Source organism: Aureimonas populi (assembly GCF_017815515.1).
In the GTDB taxonomy this organism is placed as follows: Bacteria; Pseudomonadota; Alphaproteobacteria; order Rhizobiales; family Rhizobiaceae; genus Aureimonas; species Aureimonas populi.
In genome coordinates this window covers 3,064,254-3,080,707 of record NZ_CP072611.1, presented here as the reverse complement: position 1 = coordinate 3,080,707, position 16,454 = coordinate 3,064,254, and the positions used below count along the sequence as shown (strand labels likewise).

Annotated in this window: 16 protein-coding genes; 10 read left to right on the top strand and 6 right to left on the bottom strand. The window is 68.5% G+C overall.

What is annotated here, in order from left to right; all coding sequences use genetic code 11:
• Positions 1-1,098 carry an A/G-specific adenine glycosylase gene (gene mutY / locus J7654_RS14555; protein WP_209736597.1) on the bottom strand — a complete coding sequence of 366 codons (1,098 nt, stop codon included), beginning with the start codon at positions 1,096-1,098 and terminating at the stop codon, positions 1-3.
• 45 nt (positions 1,099-1,143) lie between these two features.
• On the opposite strand from mutY, the gene J7654_RS14550 reads away from it, so the two are divergent.
• The 5 genes from J7654_RS14550 to ppdK all read left to right on the top strand — a co-directional run bounded on the left by J7654_RS14550 (position 1,144) and on the right by ppdK (position 7,393).
• The gene (locus J7654_RS14550; protein WP_209736596.1) at positions 1,144-1,884 is read left to right on the top strand and encodes a glycosyltransferase family 25 protein; all 741 of its coding nucleotides are present in this window, start codon (positions 1,144-1,146) and stop codon (positions 1,882-1,884) included.
• Positions 1,869-3,113 carry an O-antigen ligase family protein gene (locus J7654_RS14545; protein ID WP_209736595.1) on the top strand — a complete coding sequence of 415 codons (1,245 nt, stop codon included), beginning with the start codon at positions 1,869-1,871 and terminating at the stop codon, positions 3,111-3,113. The genes J7654_RS14550 and J7654_RS14545 overlap by 16 nt, the downstream gene beginning before the upstream one ends.
• Before the next feature lie 19 nt (positions 3,114-3,132).
• Complete coding sequence (locus J7654_RS14540) at positions 3,133-3,657, top strand: DUF721 domain-containing protein (RefSeq protein ID WP_209736594.1); 525 nt, start codon at positions 3,133-3,135, stop codon at positions 3,655-3,657.
• Positions 3,658-3,813: 156 nt separating this feature from the next.
• On the top strand, positions 3,814-4,575 hold the full coding sequence (locus tag J7654_RS14535; protein WP_209736593.1) for a DsbA family protein: 762 nt from the start codon (positions 3,814-3,816) through the stop codon (positions 4,573-4,575).
• 130 nt (positions 4,576-4,705) lie between these two features.
• Positions 4,706-7,393, top strand: coding sequence for a pyruvate, phosphate dikinase (gene ppdK, locus J7654_RS14530; RefSeq protein WP_209736592.1), 2,688 nt, complete (start codon positions 4,706-4,708; stop codon positions 7,391-7,393).
• 55 nt (positions 7,394-7,448) lie between these two features.
• On the opposite strand, the gene J7654_RS14525 is transcribed toward ppdK, so the two are convergent.
• Complete coding sequence (locus J7654_RS14525) at positions 7,449-7,856, bottom strand: hypothetical protein (protein WP_209736591.1); 408 nt, start codon at positions 7,854-7,856, stop codon at positions 7,449-7,451.
• Positions 7,857-8,017: 161 nt separating this feature from the next.
• On the opposite strand from J7654_RS14525, the gene J7654_RS14520 reads away from it, so the two are divergent.
• Complete coding sequence (locus J7654_RS14520; RefSeq protein ID WP_209736590.1) at positions 8,018-8,854, top strand: DUF1499 domain-containing protein; 837 nt, start codon at positions 8,018-8,020, stop codon at positions 8,852-8,854.
• 5 nt (positions 8,855-8,859) lie between these two features.
• Here the strand turns inward: J7654_RS14520 and J7654_RS14515 are convergent, their stop codons facing one another.
• From J7654_RS14515 to J7654_RS14505, 3 genes are all read right to left on the bottom strand, one after another.
• Positions 8,860-9,747, bottom strand: coding sequence for an MBL fold metallo-hydrolase (locus J7654_RS14515; protein WP_245195513.1), 888 nt, complete (start codon positions 9,745-9,747; stop codon positions 8,860-8,862).
• Between the two features lie 61 nt (positions 9,748-9,808).
• Positions 9,809-10,867 carry a Gfo/Idh/MocA family protein gene (locus tag J7654_RS14510; RefSeq protein ID WP_209736588.1) on the bottom strand — a complete coding sequence of 353 codons (1,059 nt, stop codon included), beginning with the start codon at positions 10,865-10,867 and terminating at the stop codon, positions 9,809-9,811.
• The gene (locus tag J7654_RS14505) at positions 10,864-11,649 is read right to left on the bottom strand and encodes a ThuA domain-containing protein (protein ID WP_209736587.1); all 786 of its coding nucleotides are present in this window, start codon (positions 11,647-11,649) and stop codon (positions 10,864-10,866) included. Before J7654_RS14505 ends, J7654_RS14510 begins: the two co-directional genes overlap by 4 nt.
• Positions 11,650-11,789: 140 nt before the next feature.
• On the opposite strand from J7654_RS14505, the gene rpiA reads away from it, so the two are divergent.
• The 3 genes from rpiA to gor all read left to right on the top strand — a co-directional run bounded on the left by rpiA (position 11,790) and on the right by gor (position 14,568).
• Positions 11,790-12,485: a ribose-5-phosphate isomerase RpiA gene (gene rpiA, locus J7654_RS14500; protein WP_209736586.1), complete on the top strand. Its 696-nt coding sequence runs from the start codon at positions 11,790-11,792 to the stop codon at positions 12,483-12,485.
• A gap of 96 nt (positions 12,486-12,581) precedes the next feature.
• On the top strand, positions 12,582-13,091 hold the full coding sequence (locus J7654_RS14495; RefSeq protein ID WP_209736585.1) for a DUF2059 domain-containing protein: 510 nt from the start codon (positions 12,582-12,584) through the stop codon (positions 13,089-13,091).
• Between the two features lie 76 nt (positions 13,092-13,167).
• Positions 13,168-14,568, top strand: coding sequence for a glutathione-disulfide reductase (gene gor, locus J7654_RS14490; protein ID WP_209736584.1), 1,401 nt, complete (start codon positions 13,168-13,170; stop codon positions 14,566-14,568).
• 48 nt (positions 14,569-14,616) lie between these two features.
• On the opposite strand, the gene J7654_RS14485 is transcribed toward gor, so the two are convergent.
• Positions 14,617-15,486 (bottom strand): alpha/beta hydrolase family protein, encoded by an 870-nt coding sequence (locus tag J7654_RS14485; RefSeq protein WP_209736583.1) that lies wholly within the window; start codon positions 15,484-15,486, stop codon positions 14,617-14,619.
• Between the two features lie 312 nt (positions 15,487-15,798).
• Here J7654_RS14485 and J7654_RS14480 point away from each other — a divergent pair, with 312 nt between their 5' ends.
• A complete protein-coding gene (locus J7654_RS14480) occupies positions 15,799-16,434 on the top strand; it encodes a gamma-glutamylcyclotransferase family protein (RefSeq protein ID WP_209736582.1) in 636 nt (211 codons plus the stop codon).
• The last annotated feature ends 20 nt before the right edge of the window (positions 16,435-16,454 follow it).

The following is a 16,454-nucleotide window of genomic DNA, read 5'->3' as shown; positions in this document are numbered from 1 at the left end:
CTATCGGGCCAGGGCGACGCCTATCGCCTTGCGCATCAGGGTCGGCAGGGCCTCCGCCGCCAGCGTGTCGGCCGGCGCCCACCATCCCTCGCCGGGAGCGGGGGCGGATGTGCGGGCGTGCCAGACCTCCAGCGTCAGGTCGAAATGGGTGAAGCCGTGGCGAACCTCGCCCGCCAGCCGCCAGTCGGCGGGGAAGGGCGCGGCATCCTCGCCCGTCTCGCCGTCCGTGCGGGCGCTCCACCGGGTCGAGGGCGGCTCGGCCATGCCGCCCAGCATCCCCTTGTCCGGCCGCCGGCGCAGCCAGAGCGCCCCGTCCGGCCGCTCCGCCACGAAGATCGCGCCGATCCGCTCCGGCTTTTCGCGCTTGGGCGCCTTGACCGGGAAGGCCTCCTGCCGCCCCTGCGCCCGTGCGAGGCAAGGCCCGGTGAGCGGGCAAAGGACGCAGGCGGGCTTCCTGGGCGTGCAGATCGTGGCGCCCAGGTCCATCATCGCCTGCGCGAAGTCGCCCGGCCGCTTGCCGGGCGTCATCGCGTCGACATGATCGCGGATCACGGGGCGAGCGGCGGGCAGGGGCGTTTCGATGGCGTGAAGGCGCGTCGTGACGCGCTCAATGTTGCCGTCCACCACCGCCACCCGCTCACCGAAGGCGATGGAGGCGATGGCGGCGGAGGTGTAGTCGCCTATGCCGGGAAGCATCTTCAACTGAGCGGCGCTGCCGGGAAAGCGCCCGCCATGCTCGCCCGCCACGCGGCGCGCGCAGGCCAGAAGGTTTCGCGCGCGGGCATAGTAGCCGAGCCCGGCCCACGCCCCCATCACCTGCCCGTCCTCGGCCGCCGCCAGCGCCTCCACGGTCGGCCAGCGCGCCGTGAACCGCTGGAAATAGGACTTTACGGCCGCCACCGTGGTCTGCTGGAGCATGATTTCCGAAAGCCAGACGCGATAGGGGTCCGGCCTCACCCCGCGAGCCCCCTCGGCCGGGCCGACGCGCCAGGGCAGGGCGCGGGCATGCCGATCGTACCATTCGAGCAGGGAAGGTGCGATATGTCGTGAGATGTCGGCCAACAGGGCGGTCTTCCGAACTTGACTTACTCGTGTCATCCGTCCATCCGACCCGCACCCCAAGTCCCGCGCAGGTCGAACAGCTTGAAGCTTGCAGCTTACGTCATCAATCTCGACCGCTCGCTGGATCGTCTTGCCGCATTCTCCGCCGATGCGAAACGGGCGGAACTGGAGTTCACCCGCGTCGCGGCCGTCGATGGGCGCGAGATACCCGTGACCGAGCGAACTCTCCTGGACGAAGCCGGCTTTCGCCGCGATCACGGCAAACGGCCCATGCCGGGGGAATACGGCTGCTATGCGAGTCACATCAAGGTCTTGCAGCTTTTTCTTGAGGGCGGAGCGGATGTCGCTCTGATCCTCGAGGACGACGCAAAGGTTCCTGCCGATCTCAACGCGCAGCTCGATGATATCCTTTCCAGGGACGATTGGGATCTCGTGAAGCTGACGCATCACCGCATGACGCATCTCAAGGCCGAGCGCCGGCTTGCCTCCGGCCGGACGCTGGGGCGCGCGAGCTTCGGGCCGACCGGCTCCTCGGCGGCCTATCTGGTGAAGCGGGCGGCGGCCGCGCGGCTGGTGGAAAGCCTCGTGCCCATGACGCTGCCCTACGACGTGGCGCTGGAGCGCGGCTGGGCGCACGGCATCCGCGTGCGCCATGTGCGCCCGGACGTGGTAAAGCCCAATATCGAGACGGGCCGCAGCCTGACGCAGGAAGAAGGGAACTACCGCCGCATGCGGCTGAAGCCGTGGCGGCGGCTGACGACGCTGCGCTTCCGCACCATCGACTTCGTTCGCAGGCTGGCCGGCGCGTGGGCGCGCCCGTGACGATCCGCCGCGCCCTGCTCCTGCGGCGGCACATCGACCCCTGGTTGCTGGCGGCGGGCTTCGGGTTCCTCGCGCTCCTGCAGGGGCCGGGCAAGGTGATCTTCCTCGTCTTCGCCGCCTGCGGGTTCTACCTGGCGCTGGCGCGCCATCGCACCTGCCGCCATCTGCCCCCCGTCTATACAGCCGTGCTGATATCCTACTGCCTGTGGGGCGTCATCCTGTCCCTCGGTCGGGGAGAGCCGATGGATGGCAACAGGCTCCTGGGCTATGCCGCCATCCAGCTCGCCGCCGTCTTCCTTCCGGTGGGGCTCTGCCTCGTGCGCCGGCCGGTGGACGCCATGGTGCTCGGCTGCCGCGTCGCGGTCGTCGTCCTGCTCGGCGCGACCACGGTGGAGTGGTTCATGACGGGGGAGCGCGTGGGGCTCGGGCGCAACGAGGCGATCCTCGGCTTCGTCATCGCCGCGGCCGCCCTGATCGCGCGGATGCAGGCCGATTTCCCGCCGCGCTTCGTGCCGAACGGGCGGTGGTGGAGCTATGTCGCGCTGCTTCCGGTCTTGCTGACCCAGACCCGGGCGGCATGGATCGTGTTCGTTCCGCTCATCGTCTTCGACCTATGGGCGGTGGTGCGCGAGCGCAGCGGCGGCAGGCCGCCCATGGCGGCGATGGCTGTGGCGGCCATCGCGATGGCCGTGGCGGCCGTTCCGATCTGGAAGATCGTGACTGCGCGGGTGGTCGACGGGATGGCGGAGATCGCCAATCTGCGCGAGACGGGCGTTGCGTCCGGCTCCATGGACGTGCGGCTGGTGATGTGGAACCATGCGGCGGAGCTGATATCGGAGCATCCGCTGCTGGGTGTCGGCCCCACGCAGCGCATGGCGCGCGTGGCCGAGGCGGCCGGAGCGGAAAATGCGGCGCTGATCGGCAGCTATACCCATTTGCACAATCTCTTCATCGACGAGGCGCTTTCCAGCGGGCTGGTTGGTCTTGCGCTGATGCTGGCCGTCTTCGCGACCTTCCTCGTCGCGGTCTTCCGCGCGCGCTCGCCCACTCTCACCAAGGAAAGCTCGCTGCTCTTCGTGGTGCTGATCGTGTCGTTCGGCGCGTTCCACGGCGTTCTGATCAATGAGTGGACGATCATCCTGATCTTCGGTTTCATGGCGGTCGTGATGACCGGCATGCGCCGGCGCCGACTGGCCGAGACCGGGCGGCGCCTCGGCCCTGCGGGCTGATGTTGCGGAGAAGCGTGCGATGACGTCCGAGCGATCCTTCCGCAAACCGCCGCGCCGCCCGGCCGTGCGCCCGCTGGCCGATCTCGTCGCCGCGCTGGTGGACCCGATGCTGGCGCGCAAGGCGGGTCTCACCAGCGGCCTCGTTGCCGCGTGGCCCGAGATCGCCGGGCCGAGGCTCGCGGCCGGAACGCGGCCGGAAAAGCTCATCTGGGCCGCCCGCCGCTCCGACACCGATCCGTTCGAACCGGCGACGCTCGTCGTGGCCTGCGAGGGCGCGTCGGCGCTGCGTCTCCAGCACGAGGCCGGCGAGCTTCTGCAACGGATCGACGCCTTCTTCGGCTATCACGCCGTGGGGCGCCTGAAGATCGTGCAGAAGGCGTTGCCGGCCCCCGCGCCCAGCCGCAAGCCGCGCCTTGCCGATATCGGCGAGCAAGGCCGGCAGACGATCGCGGAGGCGACGGCGCGCATCGAGGACCCGCGCCTGCGTGCGGCGCTGGAGCGGTTCGGGCACACCGTTCTGGGCCGAAACCGCGCCGGCGACTGACCGTTCAGCCGCCGTTCACCCGATTTCATGAAGGATCGCGCCCGGCCTGCATTGGAATTGCCGTTTTCCATGGCTACAGACGGGAATGGGATGGGCCGCCATCCGCCACAAGGACGAAGGGTTTTGTCAGAGATGATCTCAAGGCAAGCGACGGACATGGACACCAACGCCCGCCAGCCGGTGATGAAGGCGGCACGCCACGCCTCGGTGCTGCTCGCGAGCGCGGCTATGCTGGCGCTGGCCGCCTGCTCCGACAACGACGCGCCGGGCTCCGTCATCGTCGGTTCCGCCGAGGCCCAGACCCCGGAGGCGGCCGCCGAGGGCGAGCGCCGGACGAACCCTTCCGCCGTGACCGCGCCGCGCGCGCAGGGCAGCGTCGATGTGGCGGCGCTGATGGAGGAGGGGCCGCTGCCTGATATCGTGATCGGCGATCCGGACGCGCCCGTGACCATCGTCGAGTATGCCTCGCTGACATGCAGCCATTGCGCCAATTTCCACGTCAACAGCCTGCCGGCCGTGAAGGCGGACTATGTCGATACCGGCATCGCCAAGATCGTGGTGCGCGAGTTCCCGTTCGATCCGCGCGCGCTGGCCGGTTTCATGCTGGCGCGATGCGTGCCCGAGAACCAGCGTGAATCGATGATCGACGTGCTCTTCCAGCAGCAGGCCAACTGGGCGCGCGCGGAGAACGCTTCCGCCGCGCTTCTCTCCATCGCCCGCCTCTCCGGCATGTCGCAGGACGAGTTCGCCGCCTGCCTCCAGAACACGGAGCTTCAGGGCCAGATCACGAGCGTGAAGGATCGCGGCGAGAACGAGTTCGGCGTCAACGCCACGCCGACCTTCTTCATCAACGGCGACCGTTACGCCGGCGCGCTCTCGGCGGACGAGATGGCCGCCGTCATCGAGAGCCACCGCTGAGCCCCTTTCGGGCCGGCCCGCCATCATCTTTCGCGCCGCGGCGTAGGCGGCGCGGATTTCTCCGCTAGAATGATGGCGTGGTTGAGCGGCCCGAGGGCGGGAAGCGGCCGGAAAGGCGCGATCTGAAGCAATGGCCAAGCGGGTCTTCACGTTCAAGCGCGGCGCCGCCGAGAGGCCCGCCGACGCGGCTGAGGCACTCGGCCTGAAGGGCGCGAACCTTGCCATGCTCGCGTCTCTCGACCTGCCGGTGCCGCCGGGCTTCACCGTCTCCACCACCGGCTGGCGCGAGACCGCGACGGTCAACGGCGCGCTTTCGCAGAGCCTGCGCTCGGAAATCCTCTCCGGGGTGGAATGGCTGGAGGCGGCGACGGGCCGGGCGTTCGACGGCAAGGCGCGGCCGCTGCTCCTGGCCGTGCGCACCGGCGCGCGCTCGCAGATGCCCGGCCTGGCCGACACCGTGCTCGATATCGGCCTGAACGACCGCACGGTGGAGATCTTCGCCGAGGAGTTGGGCGATCCGCACTTCGCGTTTCGAAGCTACCGGCGCTTCATCGAGAGCTTTGCCACGCTCGTGCACGGCGCCGACCCCGGCGAGTTCGAGGAGCTGATGGACGCCGAGCGCGTCCATAATGGCTGGCGGGGGCCGGAGCCGGACACGCTGGACGGGTGGCGCTCGCTGATCGCCGGCCATCTGCGCCTCGTGGAGGACGTGGCCGGCGAGGCGATGCCGCAGACGCCGTTCGAGCAGCTCGTGGCGGTGGTGGGCGGGGCGTTCGCGAGCTGGCGCAGCCCGGTGGCGCGCGCCTTCCGGGTGCTGCACGGCATCGCGGAGAATGCGGGCCTTGCCGTCACGGCCCATGCGATGATCTTCAACGAGCGGGGCGAGAATTCGGGCACCGGACGCGCCGTCTCGCGCGACCTTTCCACGGGCCGCGCGCAATTGACCGGGGAGTTCATCCTTCGCGGCCGCGACGAGCCGCGCGAGATCGGGGAGCGCGGCACCGTCATTGATCTGGCGGCGATGGGGCCGACTTCCGCCTCGCCCTTTCCCGCCGACCGCGAGGCGCTGGCCGACCATGTGCGGCGGGTGGAGGAGCATCTCGGCGATGCCTGCGAGGTCGACTTCATGGTCGGCGATGGAGAGCTCTTCATCCTCCAGTCGCGCCCGGCGCGGCGCGGAGTGGACGAGGCGATCCACGTCGCCGTCAGGATGGTGGAGGAGGGGCTAATCGCGGAGGAGGAGGCGCTGCTGCGCATCGACCCCGCCTCGCTCGACCAGCTCCTGCACCCCACCATCGAGCGCGGCGAGGCGTTCGACCTCATCGCGCGCGGCGTGCCGGCCTCTCCCGGTGCGGCAAGCGGGCAGATCGTCTTTTCCGCGCAGGCGGCCCTCGACCTGGCGAACGAGGGGCGGCGCACCATCCTCGTGCGCACCGAGACCCTGCCGGACGACATTCACGGGATGCATGTCACCGAAGGCGTGCTGACCATTCGCGGGGGCACGACGAGCCACGCGGCGGTGGTGGCGCGCGGCATCGGCAAGCCTTGCGTGACCGGGGCGGGCTCGCTGCGGATCGACCAGGACGCCGGGACGCTGACCGCCTCCGGCCGGGTGCTTCGCGAGGGCGACGTCATCACCATCGACGGCACGTCGGGCGAGATCATCGCGGGCGCCTCGCGCCTGACGCGCCCCATGCTGACGGGCGATTTCGCCATTCTTCTGGAGTTCGCCGACCGCGCGCGCCGCCTGCATGTGCGAACCAATGCCGAAACGCCGCTGGAAGCGCGCGCCGCGCGCGCCTTCGGCGCGGAGGGCATCGGCCTTTGCCGCACGGAGCATATGTTCTTCCAGGGCGAGCGCGTGGGCGCCATGCGCGAGATGATCCTGGCCGAGGGCGAGGACGGCCGCCGCGCGGCGCTGGCGCGCCTTCTCCCCATGCAGCGTTCCGATTTCGTCGAGCTGTTCGAGATCATGGCCGGTCAGCCGGTGACGATCCGCCTGCTCGATCCGCCGCTCCATGAATTCCTGCCCAAGGGGGAGGCGGAGATCGCGGAGACGGCCGCGCATCTCGGCGTGCCCGAGCGCAAGCTCATCGAGCGGATCGAGACGCTGCGCGAGTTCAACCCGATGCTCGGCCACCGTGGGTGCCGGCTGGCCATCTCCTATCCCGAGATCGTGGAAACGCAGGCGCGGGCCATTTTCGAAGCCGCCATCGAGGCGGGCCAGAAGAAGGGCAAGGACGTCGTTCCGGAGATCATGATCCCGCTCATCAGCCTGCGGAAGGAGCTGGACTTCGTGAAGGCGCGCATCGACGATATCGCCGAGCGCGTGGCGCAGGAGCGGGGGCGGCGCGTTTCCTATCTGGTCGGTGCGATGATGGAGCTGCCGCGCGCCATCCTGCGTGCCGACCTCATCGCCCAGGTTGCGGATTTCTGCTCCTTCGGCACCAACGACCTGACGCAGACCGTCTACGGCATTTCGCGGGACGATTCGTCCAACTTCCTCTCCACCTACGAGCGCCTCGGCATCATCGACCGAGACCCGTTCCAGTCGATCGACGTGGAAGGAGTGGGCGAACTCGTGACGTTGGGGGTGGAGAAGGCGAGGCGTGTGCGACCCGATATCACGCTGGGCGTCTGCGGCGAGCAGGGCGGCGATCCCGCGTCCATCAACTTCTTCGAAAAGGCGGGGCTCGACTACGTGTCCTGCTCGCCCTACCGCGTGCCCATCGCACGGCTGGCGGCGGCGCAGGCGGCCATCCGCTTCGAGCGCTCCCTGCGCGGGGCCGGCGCCTCCAAGGCGCGTGGCAGGGCGTAGCGAGGCCGGCAACCGCAGGAAGGCCGTTCCATGGGGTTCAACGAAGCCTTGCGGCTCAGGCCATCTCCCCGGTGGCGGGAGCGCGGCGCTTCAGCCGGTCCATGAGGCTGGCATAGGCGGTGGCGAAGGAGTAAAGCCGCTCGCCAACGTCGCGCCTGTCCGCCACGCGCACCTGGCCTGTCTTCTCATCCAGAAGTGCGAAGAGGATGGTCGGGCGGGAATGTCCGCTGGCGGCGGGGATGCGCACCCCGCATATACGGGAGGCGTCCTCGATCTGCCCTTCCGCCGGCATCTCGAACAGCACCTCGCCCCCGATGCTGGCCGCAGCCCATTGCACGCCTTCGCGGAACGAGCGGTCCGCGTGCTGGAAGTCGAGCGCAAGCTCCAGCTCCAGGGCTGCCATGGAGGCGGCGAGCGGGTCCTGCGACGCGCGGCCGATCTGGATGTTCTTTTCCGACATCATGTCGTTCATACCCTTCTGCACGGGACGAACGGCCAGACTGCCGCGTGGTTCCGGCACGCCTGCATTGCGCCGGACGCAAATCTGCCGCTTTTCCGCCATGGCCGGGCGGGCAGGGCTTCTGTATGTTCGGTGCCTTGAGCCGTTGGGCAGCGAGGCGGGATTTGAGCGGACACTATATTCGCAAGCGTGCGCGCAGCGCGGGCTGGGGCTTTTCCCTCGCGGTCTTCGCGGCCGCGCTACTTCTCGTGGGGCTGACCTTCTTCCGAATGGGCGCGGTGGATCTCGACGCTTTCACGCTGACGCTTCTCTTCGCGGCCGCTCTCGTCGCCCTTTCGCTCGTCTTCTCGCTCTTCGCGATCTCCCGGGCCTGGGGCTACGGCCACCGGGGCGGCGGAAGGGCGCTGGCGGCGCTTCTCGTAGGCCTTGTCGTGGTGCTGCCCTACGCGCTGGGGGCCGCGCTGGCCATCGAGTATCCCGCCGGGAACCAGGCGGCCACGCGCGGCTTTGCGACAACCGCTCCTACCGCCACAGACATGCCCGCCTCCCTGCTGCCGGGCCGGGACTACCGGGCGACGGCCGCCGACGTCTACGAAGCGGCGCAGGGCGCCATGAGCGCCAGCGGCTGGCAGGTGCTGGAAGTGGAGACACGCCAGCCCCCTGAGCCGGCGGATGGGAATCTGGGCATCAGTGGCACGGTGCTGGCGCCCGTGCCCACCTTGCGCGATACGCTGGAAGCGGCCGAGGACGCCGACCCGCTGGTGGCCATGGATTCGGACGAGTACACGATCACGGCCGTCGCGACCGCGCCCATCTTCGGCTTCCCCAGCGATGTGACATTGCGCATCGTGGAGGAGGACGGCACCAGCTATGTGGACATGCGCGCGGTCTCGCGCGGACTTTCGCGCGATCTGGGCCAGAACCGCCGCTTCATCCATGCCTTTTTTGCCCGCCTCGACGAGGCGATGACGCTTCTCCAGACCGGCGCGCTGGAGGAGTAGGCCTCTCAGACCCGTTCGTACCGACTTTCCAGCAAAGGCGGGCCGTCCGTGCGCACGAGGCCGCGTTCCACGAGATCCTCGAGCTGGGCCAGCACCGAAAGCGCCGCCGCGCCGTGGAGGCGCGGGTCTGTCGAGCGGTAGATGCTGGCGACGATGCTCCCGATCGCCCGGTCCCCGGCCGCCAGCCGCTCAAGGATCGCCGCCTCGCGCATCCGGCGATGCGACCTGAGGGCGCGCAGGAAGGGCGGTGCGTTTTCCACCGGGCCGCCATGGCCGGGCAGATAGCGCTTTTCGGGGCGGGCCATCAGCCTTTCCAGCGAGTGCATGTAGCTGGCCATCGAGCCGTCCGGCGGCGCGACAACGGTGGTGGACCAGGCCATTACATGGTCGCCGGAAAAGAGAAGGTCGCTTCCCGCCAGCGCGAAGGACAGATGATTGGCCGTGTGTCCAGGCGTCGCCACCACCTCGAAGCGCAGGCCGCAAAGTTCGATCGTCTCTCCATCGGCAAGGGTTCGGTCGGGCCGGAAGGCCTTATCGCCGGCCGCGTCCAGCCCATTCACCTCGCCCTCGTGCAGCGCCCGCGCGGCGCGGTGCGGGCCTTCGGCAAGCACCGGCGCGCCGGTTGCCTCCCTCAGCCGGTCGGTCAGCCCCGTATGGTCCAGATGGGTGTGCGTGACGAGGATCGCCTCCACCGCCCGCCCGCCGAGCGCATCCAGGATCGCGCCGAGGTGCCGCTCGTCCGCCGGCCCCGGGTCGATGATCGCGACGCTCCTGTCCCCCACCAGATAGGTGTTGGTGCCATGGAAGGTGAAGGGGCCGGGATTGGGCGCGGTGAGGCGCACGACCCCTTCCGCCACCGTCTGCGGCTGGCCTGGAGTGGCATGGAACGTCATGTCGAACTCGATTGTCATCGTGGATCAGGCGAAGGCGAAGCGGCCGGCCTTGTCAAGCGCTTCAGGCCGCCGACAGCCGCCGGCCCTCCTCGTCGGACACGAAACACAGGTCGAGCAGCTTCTGGATGTTCGCGGCGTGGCGGAAATCCGGCTGGCCGTTGATGTCCGAAAGCAAGGCGAGGGCGAAGCGCTCCTCGTTGCGCGGCGTCTGCGGGCAGTCCACCGGCTTCCAGCGCGCGGTCTCTATATCGGCTCCCGCGCAGATCTCGAGCCGCGAGGCCGCGTGGTTGGCCCAGATGCGCAAGGCGCCTTTCTCGCCGTAGACGGCCAGGTTCAGGTCGTTGAGATTGCCGGTCGCGTAGCGCGTCATGTGCACCACGCCGAGCGCGCCGTTGCTCATCTCCACCGTCATCGCCACGCTGTCGTTCACGTCGAGGCGGTAGGGGCCGAGGGCGCCGCCGTCGGCCTTTTCGAAGGTCTTCATCCGGGCTTGCAGGGAGGCGATGTCGAGCCCCGTGCCGAAGGTGACGAAGTCGAGGATATGGATGCCGATATCGCCGAGCACGCCCCTGGAGCCGTGCGCGGAGGAGAGGCGCCAGAGCCAGCGCTCGTCGGTGCGCCAGTCGCCCCAGGTGCGGGCCGTCAGCCAGCTTTGTAGGTAGCTCGCCTCCACATGGCGTATCGGGCCGATCTCGCCGGCCTCCACCATGCGGCGCGCCATCTGGATAGCGTGCGCGTTGCGATAGGTGAGGTTCACCATGTTGATGACCCCCGCGGCCTCCGCCGCCAGCGTCATCTCCATCGCATCGGCGTGGTTCACCGCCAGCGGCTTTTCGCAGAACACCGACTTGCCGGCGGCGATGAGCTTGAGCGATGTCGCCTTGTGCACGCCATCGGGCGTGGAGTTCACCGCCGCATCGAACGCGCCCCATTCCAGCGCCTCATCAAGGCTGCCGAAGGCATGTTCGATGCGATGCGTGGCCGCGAAGCTCGCCGCGCGGTCGTGAACGTTGTCGGCCGCCGCCACCAGCCTGATGCCGGGCAGGACTGCGAAATGCTCGGCATGGCGCGCCGCGATGGCGCCCGTCCCGAGGATGAGGAGCCGCTGCTCGCGGCTCATCGGTAGCCGGCCTCGCCCGCCTTGTGCAGCGAGGCGCCCTTGGGCTCCAGCGTCTCGCGCGCCTTGTCGTACGGCACATTGGGCGCGTCCGATACGTCCACCCAGGCGGGTGCGGGGTTGTGGGCCCAGCGCACGGCGTTGCGCAGCACCGTCTGCACATCCGGGTCGTGGTAGATCGGGTAGGTCTCGTGGCCGGGCTCGAAATAGAAGATGCGGCCCGCGCCGCGCTGGTAGGTGAGGCCGGAGCGGAAGACCTCTCCGCCCTCGAACCAGGAGAGGAACACGGTTTCCAGCGGCTCCGGCACGAGGAAGGGCTCGCCGTACATTTCCGAATTCGCGATCTCGATGGCGGGGCCGAGCCCGCGCGCGATGGGGTGGGAGGGGTTGACGACCCAGGCGCGCTCCCGCTCGCCCGCCTCGCGCCAGCGCAGCGAGCAGGGGGTGCCCATCAGGCGCTTGAAGATCTTGGAGAAGTGCCCCGAGTGCAGGACGATCAGCCCCATGCCCTCGAAGACGCGCTGGGCGACGCGCTCGACCACCGCGTCATCCACCTGGCCGTGGGCCTTGTGGCCCCACCAGAGAAGCACGTCCGTGCGCCCGAGCCGTTCGGCGGGCAGGCCATGCTCGGGCTCGGGCAGGGTGGCGGTCGAGACCTCCAGTCCGGCATCCGCGCGCAGGGCGGCGGCGATGGTCTCGTGGATGCCGCCCGGATAGAGGCCGCGCACGACATCGTTCTCCCGCTCGTGCAGAAACTCGTTCCAGACGACCGTCCTGATGCCCATGCTCTTGGCTCCCGCGCTGCACCTCCTCCAGACGTATCGCCGATTCCGCCGGCGGCTAGGGCTGCCCCATACCCCGTTCGACACGAGCCCGTGCCCGCGCTACAGCGTGCCGGACAAAGGAATCCAGCAAGGCGAGTGCCATGAGCGAGGCGGCGGAGTGGAAGAGGCAGGCGGCGAGGGAGGCCCTGTCGCAGGTCGAAAGCGGCATGACGCTCGGTATCGGCACAGGCTCGACCGCCGAGGCCTTCATCCGCCTTCTGGCCGAAAAGGTGAGCGCGGGCCTGAAGATCGTCGGCGTGCCGACCTCCGAGCGCAGCGCGGCGCTGTGCCGGGAGCTGGGCGTTCCCCTGACCACGCTGGACGAGACGCCTGAACTCGATCTGGCCGTGGACGGAGCCGACGAGGCGGATGGCGCCCTGAGGCTGATCAAGGGCGGCGGCGGGGCGCTCCTGCGCGAGAAGATCGTCGCGGCTGCCGCCGGGCGCATGGTCGTGATCGCCGACGAGGCCAAGCTGGTGGAAACGCTCGGCGCCTTCCCGCTGCCGGTGGAGGTCAACGGGTTCGGCGTCACGGCCACCTATCTGGCCGTGGAGAAGGCCGCCTCGCTTCTGGGCCTCACGGGCGCGCTCACCTTGCGGCAGGAGGGCGGCCGGCCCTTCATCACCGATGGCGGGCACCTCATCATCGACGCATCATTTGGCCGTATTCCCGATCCAGAAGCCCTTTCGATCGCGCTGCACGCCGTGCCCGGGGTGGTCGAGCACGGCCTCTTCATCGGGCTGGCCTCCTCCCTCGTCCTCGCCGGGCCCGGCGGCGTGCGCCGGCTCGAAAGGTGAGGGCGCAGGAAGCCCGCTGAAGGGTTGCAGCGCAACGCCGTTCGACATAGTGAGCTTTGACCGGATCGGCCGAAGACGGATGGAGATAGAACTTTGATGGCTCTCACGACACATCTGCGTCGCGGGTTTCTTGCCGTTGTGGCCCTCGGCGCCCTTTCGGCGGCCCCGGCCATGGCGCAGGAGCCGAGCGCCTCTCACCTGAGCGCCGCGCGCGAGGCGGTGGCGGCGATCGATACGACCAACCAGTTCGACGAGATCCTTCCCAACGCGGCCACGCAGATCAAGGCGGAGCTGATCGTCAACAACCCGAACCTGCAGTCGCAGATCTCGGACATGGTGGACGACAACGCCATCGCGCTGGCGCCGCGCCGCGCCGACTTGGAAAACGAGATCGCGCGCATCTATGCGCGCATGTTCACCGAGCAGGAGCTGCGCGAGATCGCCCAGTTCTACGCCTCGCCGGCAGGCCGCAAGCTGATCACCCAGGGGCCGGGCGCCACGCGCGAGACGATGGCAGCCGCCGAAATCTGGGCCAACGGCATCGTGCGCGACCTTCGCAATACATCGGAGACCGCAATGCGCGAGCTGGCCCCCGCCGCGCAGTGACGAATCCCGTTCCATTGCTGTAAGGACCGGGGCGGCCTTCGGGCCGCCTTTTCTTTTGCCCGGAGGACCGGCATCCGTGAGCGACAAGCGCTTCGACTACGACCTCTTCGTCATCGGCGGCGGCTCCGGCGGCGTGCGCGCCGCGCGCCGCGCGGCCGCCCTCGGCAAACGCGTCGCCATCGCGGAGGAGTTCCGCTACGGGGGCACCTGCGTCATTCGCGGCTGCGTGCCCAAGAAGCTGCTCGTCTACGCTTCGCAATTCTCCGAAAGCTTCGAGGACGCGGCCGGATACGGCTGGTCGGTCGGGCCGCGGAGCTTCGACTGGGCGACGCTGATCGCCAACAAGGACAACGAGATCGACCGGCTGGAGCGCATCTACCGCTCGAACCTGGAAAAGGCGGGCGCCGAGCTTCTGATGTCGCGCGCGGTGATGGAGGGGCCGCACCACATCCGCCTTCTCTCGACAGACGCGGTGGTCACGGCCGAGCGCATCCTCATCGCGGTCGGCGGGCGGCCGAACCCGTTTCCCGGCCTTCCGGGCGCAGAGCACTGCATCACCTCCAACGAGGCCTTTCACCTGAAGCGGCTGCCGAAATCCATCGTCATTCTCGGCGGGGGCTACATCGCGGTGGAGTTCGCCAACATTTTCCTGGGGCTCGGCTCGGAGGTGACGCTCGTCTATCGCGGCAAGGAGATTCTCCAGGGCTTCGATGACGACCTGCGCCACGAGCTGCACCAGGCCATGGTGAAAAAGGGCGCGCGCATCCTCTGCGAGGATACGCTGACCGAGGTGGTGCAGAAGCCGGACGGGCGGTTCGAGGCGCATCTGAAGAGTGGAGACAGGCTCGATGCCGACGAGGTGATGCTCGCCGTCGGCCGGATGCCCAACACCGAGGATCTGGGCTGCGAGAAGGCGGGCGTGGAATTGGGGCCGAAGGGCGAGATCGTCGTGGACGACTATTCGCAGACCAGCGTTGCTCATATCCACGCTATCGGCGACGTGACCAACCGCGTGCAGCTCACCCCCGTCGCCATCCATGAGGCGATGTGCTTCGTGGAGACGGTGTATCACGGCCGCCCGACCAAGCCGGATTTCGAGACGGTGGCGACAGCCGTCTTCTCCCAGCCGGAAATCGGAACGGTCGGGCTCACCGAATCGGCCGCCGCCAGGTCACACGGCGATCTCGACATCTACCGCGCCCGCTTCAAGCCGATGCGCCACACGCTGTCCGGCCGCGACGAGGCGATGCTGATGAAGCTCGTGGTGGACGCGACCAGCCGCAAGGTGCTGGGCGCCCATGTGCTGGGGCCGGATGCGGGAGAACTGGCGCAGGTGCTGGGCATCTGCGTGAAAGCGGGGCTGACCAAGGAAGATTTCGACCGCACCATGGCAGTGCACCCGACCGCCGCCGAGGAACTCGTGACGCTTTACGATCCCAGCTATCGCGTTCGGGACGGGCAGCGGGTCGAGACATAGAAAAGGGGCCGAACGGCCCCTTTCTTCTGTCCGGCTTGCGGCGCGGCCTCAGGCCGCGCGATGCATCAGTGCCCGATTCTCGCCCAGAAGCGCCTGCGTGACCTTGGGCCACAGCGAGTCGGAGAAGCGGCGGCGGAAGAAGCCGTTGTGCCCGATGGGCTCGCCATTGCCATCGGCCGGCGTCAGCCAGGCTTCCTCGACATCGGCGTTGGGGAAGCGCTTCAACAGGTCGGAGACGGCCTTCGGGGTGCCCCAGGCATCGTCCGAGATGCCGAGCGCCAGAACCGGGATGCGCACGTCCGAGAAGCGGCTGACCTCCGGCACCTTCGGGTCGGTGAAGAAGAACTCGGGATGCCGGCACCACTTGGCCCAGTCGCGGAAGATCGTGCCCGGCAGTTCCGTGCCCAGGCCCACCGCGCGCGGCAGCTTGCCCAGGAGCATCGCCATCGGCACGCCCAGAAGGTTCATCTGCGCGTAAACCTTCAGCGGCTCGCGGGTGCGCCCGTAATAGCCGTTGAGCGATGCGACCATCACGTAGCGCTCGAACTGGTCCGAGACGCCGCACAGGCCGAGCGCCACGCCGCCGAAGGAGTGGCCGATGCCGACCACCGACTTGCCGGGCGCCAGCTTCTTCAGCGCGCAGAGCGCGGCCGGAAGGTCGAGGACGCCCCAATCCTTCATGTGCAGCGCGCGGCGGCAGCGGGGCTTGGACGAGCCCACGCCGCGATAGTCATAGGTCAGCACCGCGGAGGCGCCGCTCTCGATCAGACCTTCGGCGAAAGCGCGATAAAAACGTCGCTCCACGGCCGCAGCGGAGGAGATGAGGATCGCCGGGCCGTTGCCGGACCCTTCGAAGAAGGTGCCGACCAGCGTCAGCCCATCCTTCGTCGGGATTGCGACGTTGCGAGATCGATTCATCAAGGGAATTCCCAAGCCGTTTCGGAAAAACTGTCGGAAGAATTAAGCAGCAAGTGGCGACTGCGCCTATGCCGTTAAAGCCTTTTTAAGGTTGGTCGGGCATTCTTTGAGCGAGTGTGAAGGGCCGATCTTGCGCGAAAGTCACCAAATGGCGGCCCAGGCGCAAAAAACCGCCGTCAGGCGGCCGGTTCCGGTATCATCCTCGTTCTGATGCTGTCGTGTCTTGAAGGCGCTCCGGCCCCGTGAACCTCGTATATGCGCAACGGCGCCGTGACTCTTGCATCGCACGTCCGTTCCGTTACAGCCCCGCCCATGAACATCCATCCAGACCATCCAGAGCTCGTTCGCCTTGCCAGCGAAGGGCGGGTGATTGCCTACTTCGGTTATGGCTCGCTCGTCAACAGGCAGACCCTGCGCACACGCTTCCTAGGTATGCGCAAGGCGCATGTCTTCGGGTGGCGGCGGTTCTGGATGCCGCGCGGCGTGGGGGAGCCGGCCCTGCTCTCCGTCAAGCCGGAGGAGCGGCATGTGACGCAGGGCGTCGTCGTCTACGACCTTGCCGACCACCTGCCGGCGGTGGACGAGCGGGAGGCCGGCTATCTGCGCCGCGTCGTGACGCCCGAGCATGTCACCATCGATTCCGCGCCTGTGGATAACGTTCCGCTTTTCATCTACGAGGCCACGCCGGACGAGGAAACGGCGGCCGAGACGAACGCCTTCATCCTCCAATCCTATCTCGACGCCGTGCTCCAGGGCTTCCTGACCCTTTACGGGGAGGAAGGCGTGTCTCGCTTCGTGGATGAGACAGAGGGCTTCGAGACCACCGTTCTGCAGGACCGCGCGTCGCCCCTCTATCCGCGAGCGGTGCGGCTGGAGGGAGAGGAAGCGCTGTTCGACCGGCTGGTGGCGCGGCGCGGCGCCCGCTTCGCCGCGATGACGGGTGGCTGACCCCCTCGCGGGATGACAAA

Bases quoted from the DNA above. Each gene is read 5' to 3' on its own strand.
- J7654_RS14510 (WP_209736588.1), bottom strand. From the start codon at position 10,867: ATGAGCCGCGAGCAGCGGCTCCTCATCCTCGGGACGGGCGCCATCGCG.
- J7654_RS14535 (WP_209736593.1), top strand. From the start codon at position 3,814: ATGGACACCAACGCCCGCCAGCCGGTGATGAAGGCGGCACGCCACGCC.
- J7654_RS14525 (WP_209736591.1), bottom strand. From the start codon at position 7,856: ATGATGTCGGAAAAGAACATCCAGATCGGCCGCGCGTCGCAGGACCCG.
- mutY (WP_209736597.1), bottom strand. From the start codon at position 1,098: ATGACACGAGTAAGTCAAGTTCGGAAGACCGCCCTGTTGGCCGACATC.
- J7654_RS14505 (WP_209736587.1), bottom strand. From the start codon at position 11,649: ATGGGCATCAGGACGGTCGTCTGGAACGAGTTTCTGCACGAGCGGGAG.
- ppdK (WP_209736592.1), top strand. From the start codon at position 4,706: ATGGCCAAGCGGGTCTTCACGTTCAAGCGCGGCGCCGCCGAGAGGCCC.
- J7654_RS14495 (WP_209736585.1), top strand. From the start codon at position 12,582: ATGGCTCTCACGACACATCTGCGTCGCGGGTTTCTTGCCGTTGTGGCC.
- J7654_RS14485 (WP_209736583.1), bottom strand. From the start codon at position 15,486: ATGAATCGATCTCGCAACGTCGCAATCCCGACGAAGGATGGGCTGACG.
- rpiA (WP_209736586.1), top strand. From the start codon at position 11,790: ATGAGCGAGGCGGCGGAGTGGAAGAGGCAGGCGGCGAGGGAGGCCCTG.
- J7654_RS14480 (WP_209736582.1), top strand. From the start codon at position 15,799: ATGAACATCCATCCAGACCATCCAGAGCTCGTTCGCCTTGCCAGCGAA.
- J7654_RS14540 (WP_209736594.1), top strand. From the start codon at position 3,133: ATGACGTCCGAGCGATCCTTCCGCAAACCGCCGCGCCGCCCGGCCGTG.
- J7654_RS14515 (WP_245195513.1), bottom strand. From the start codon at position 9,747: ATGACGTTCCATGCCACTCCAGGCCAGCCGCAGACGGTGGCGGAAGGG.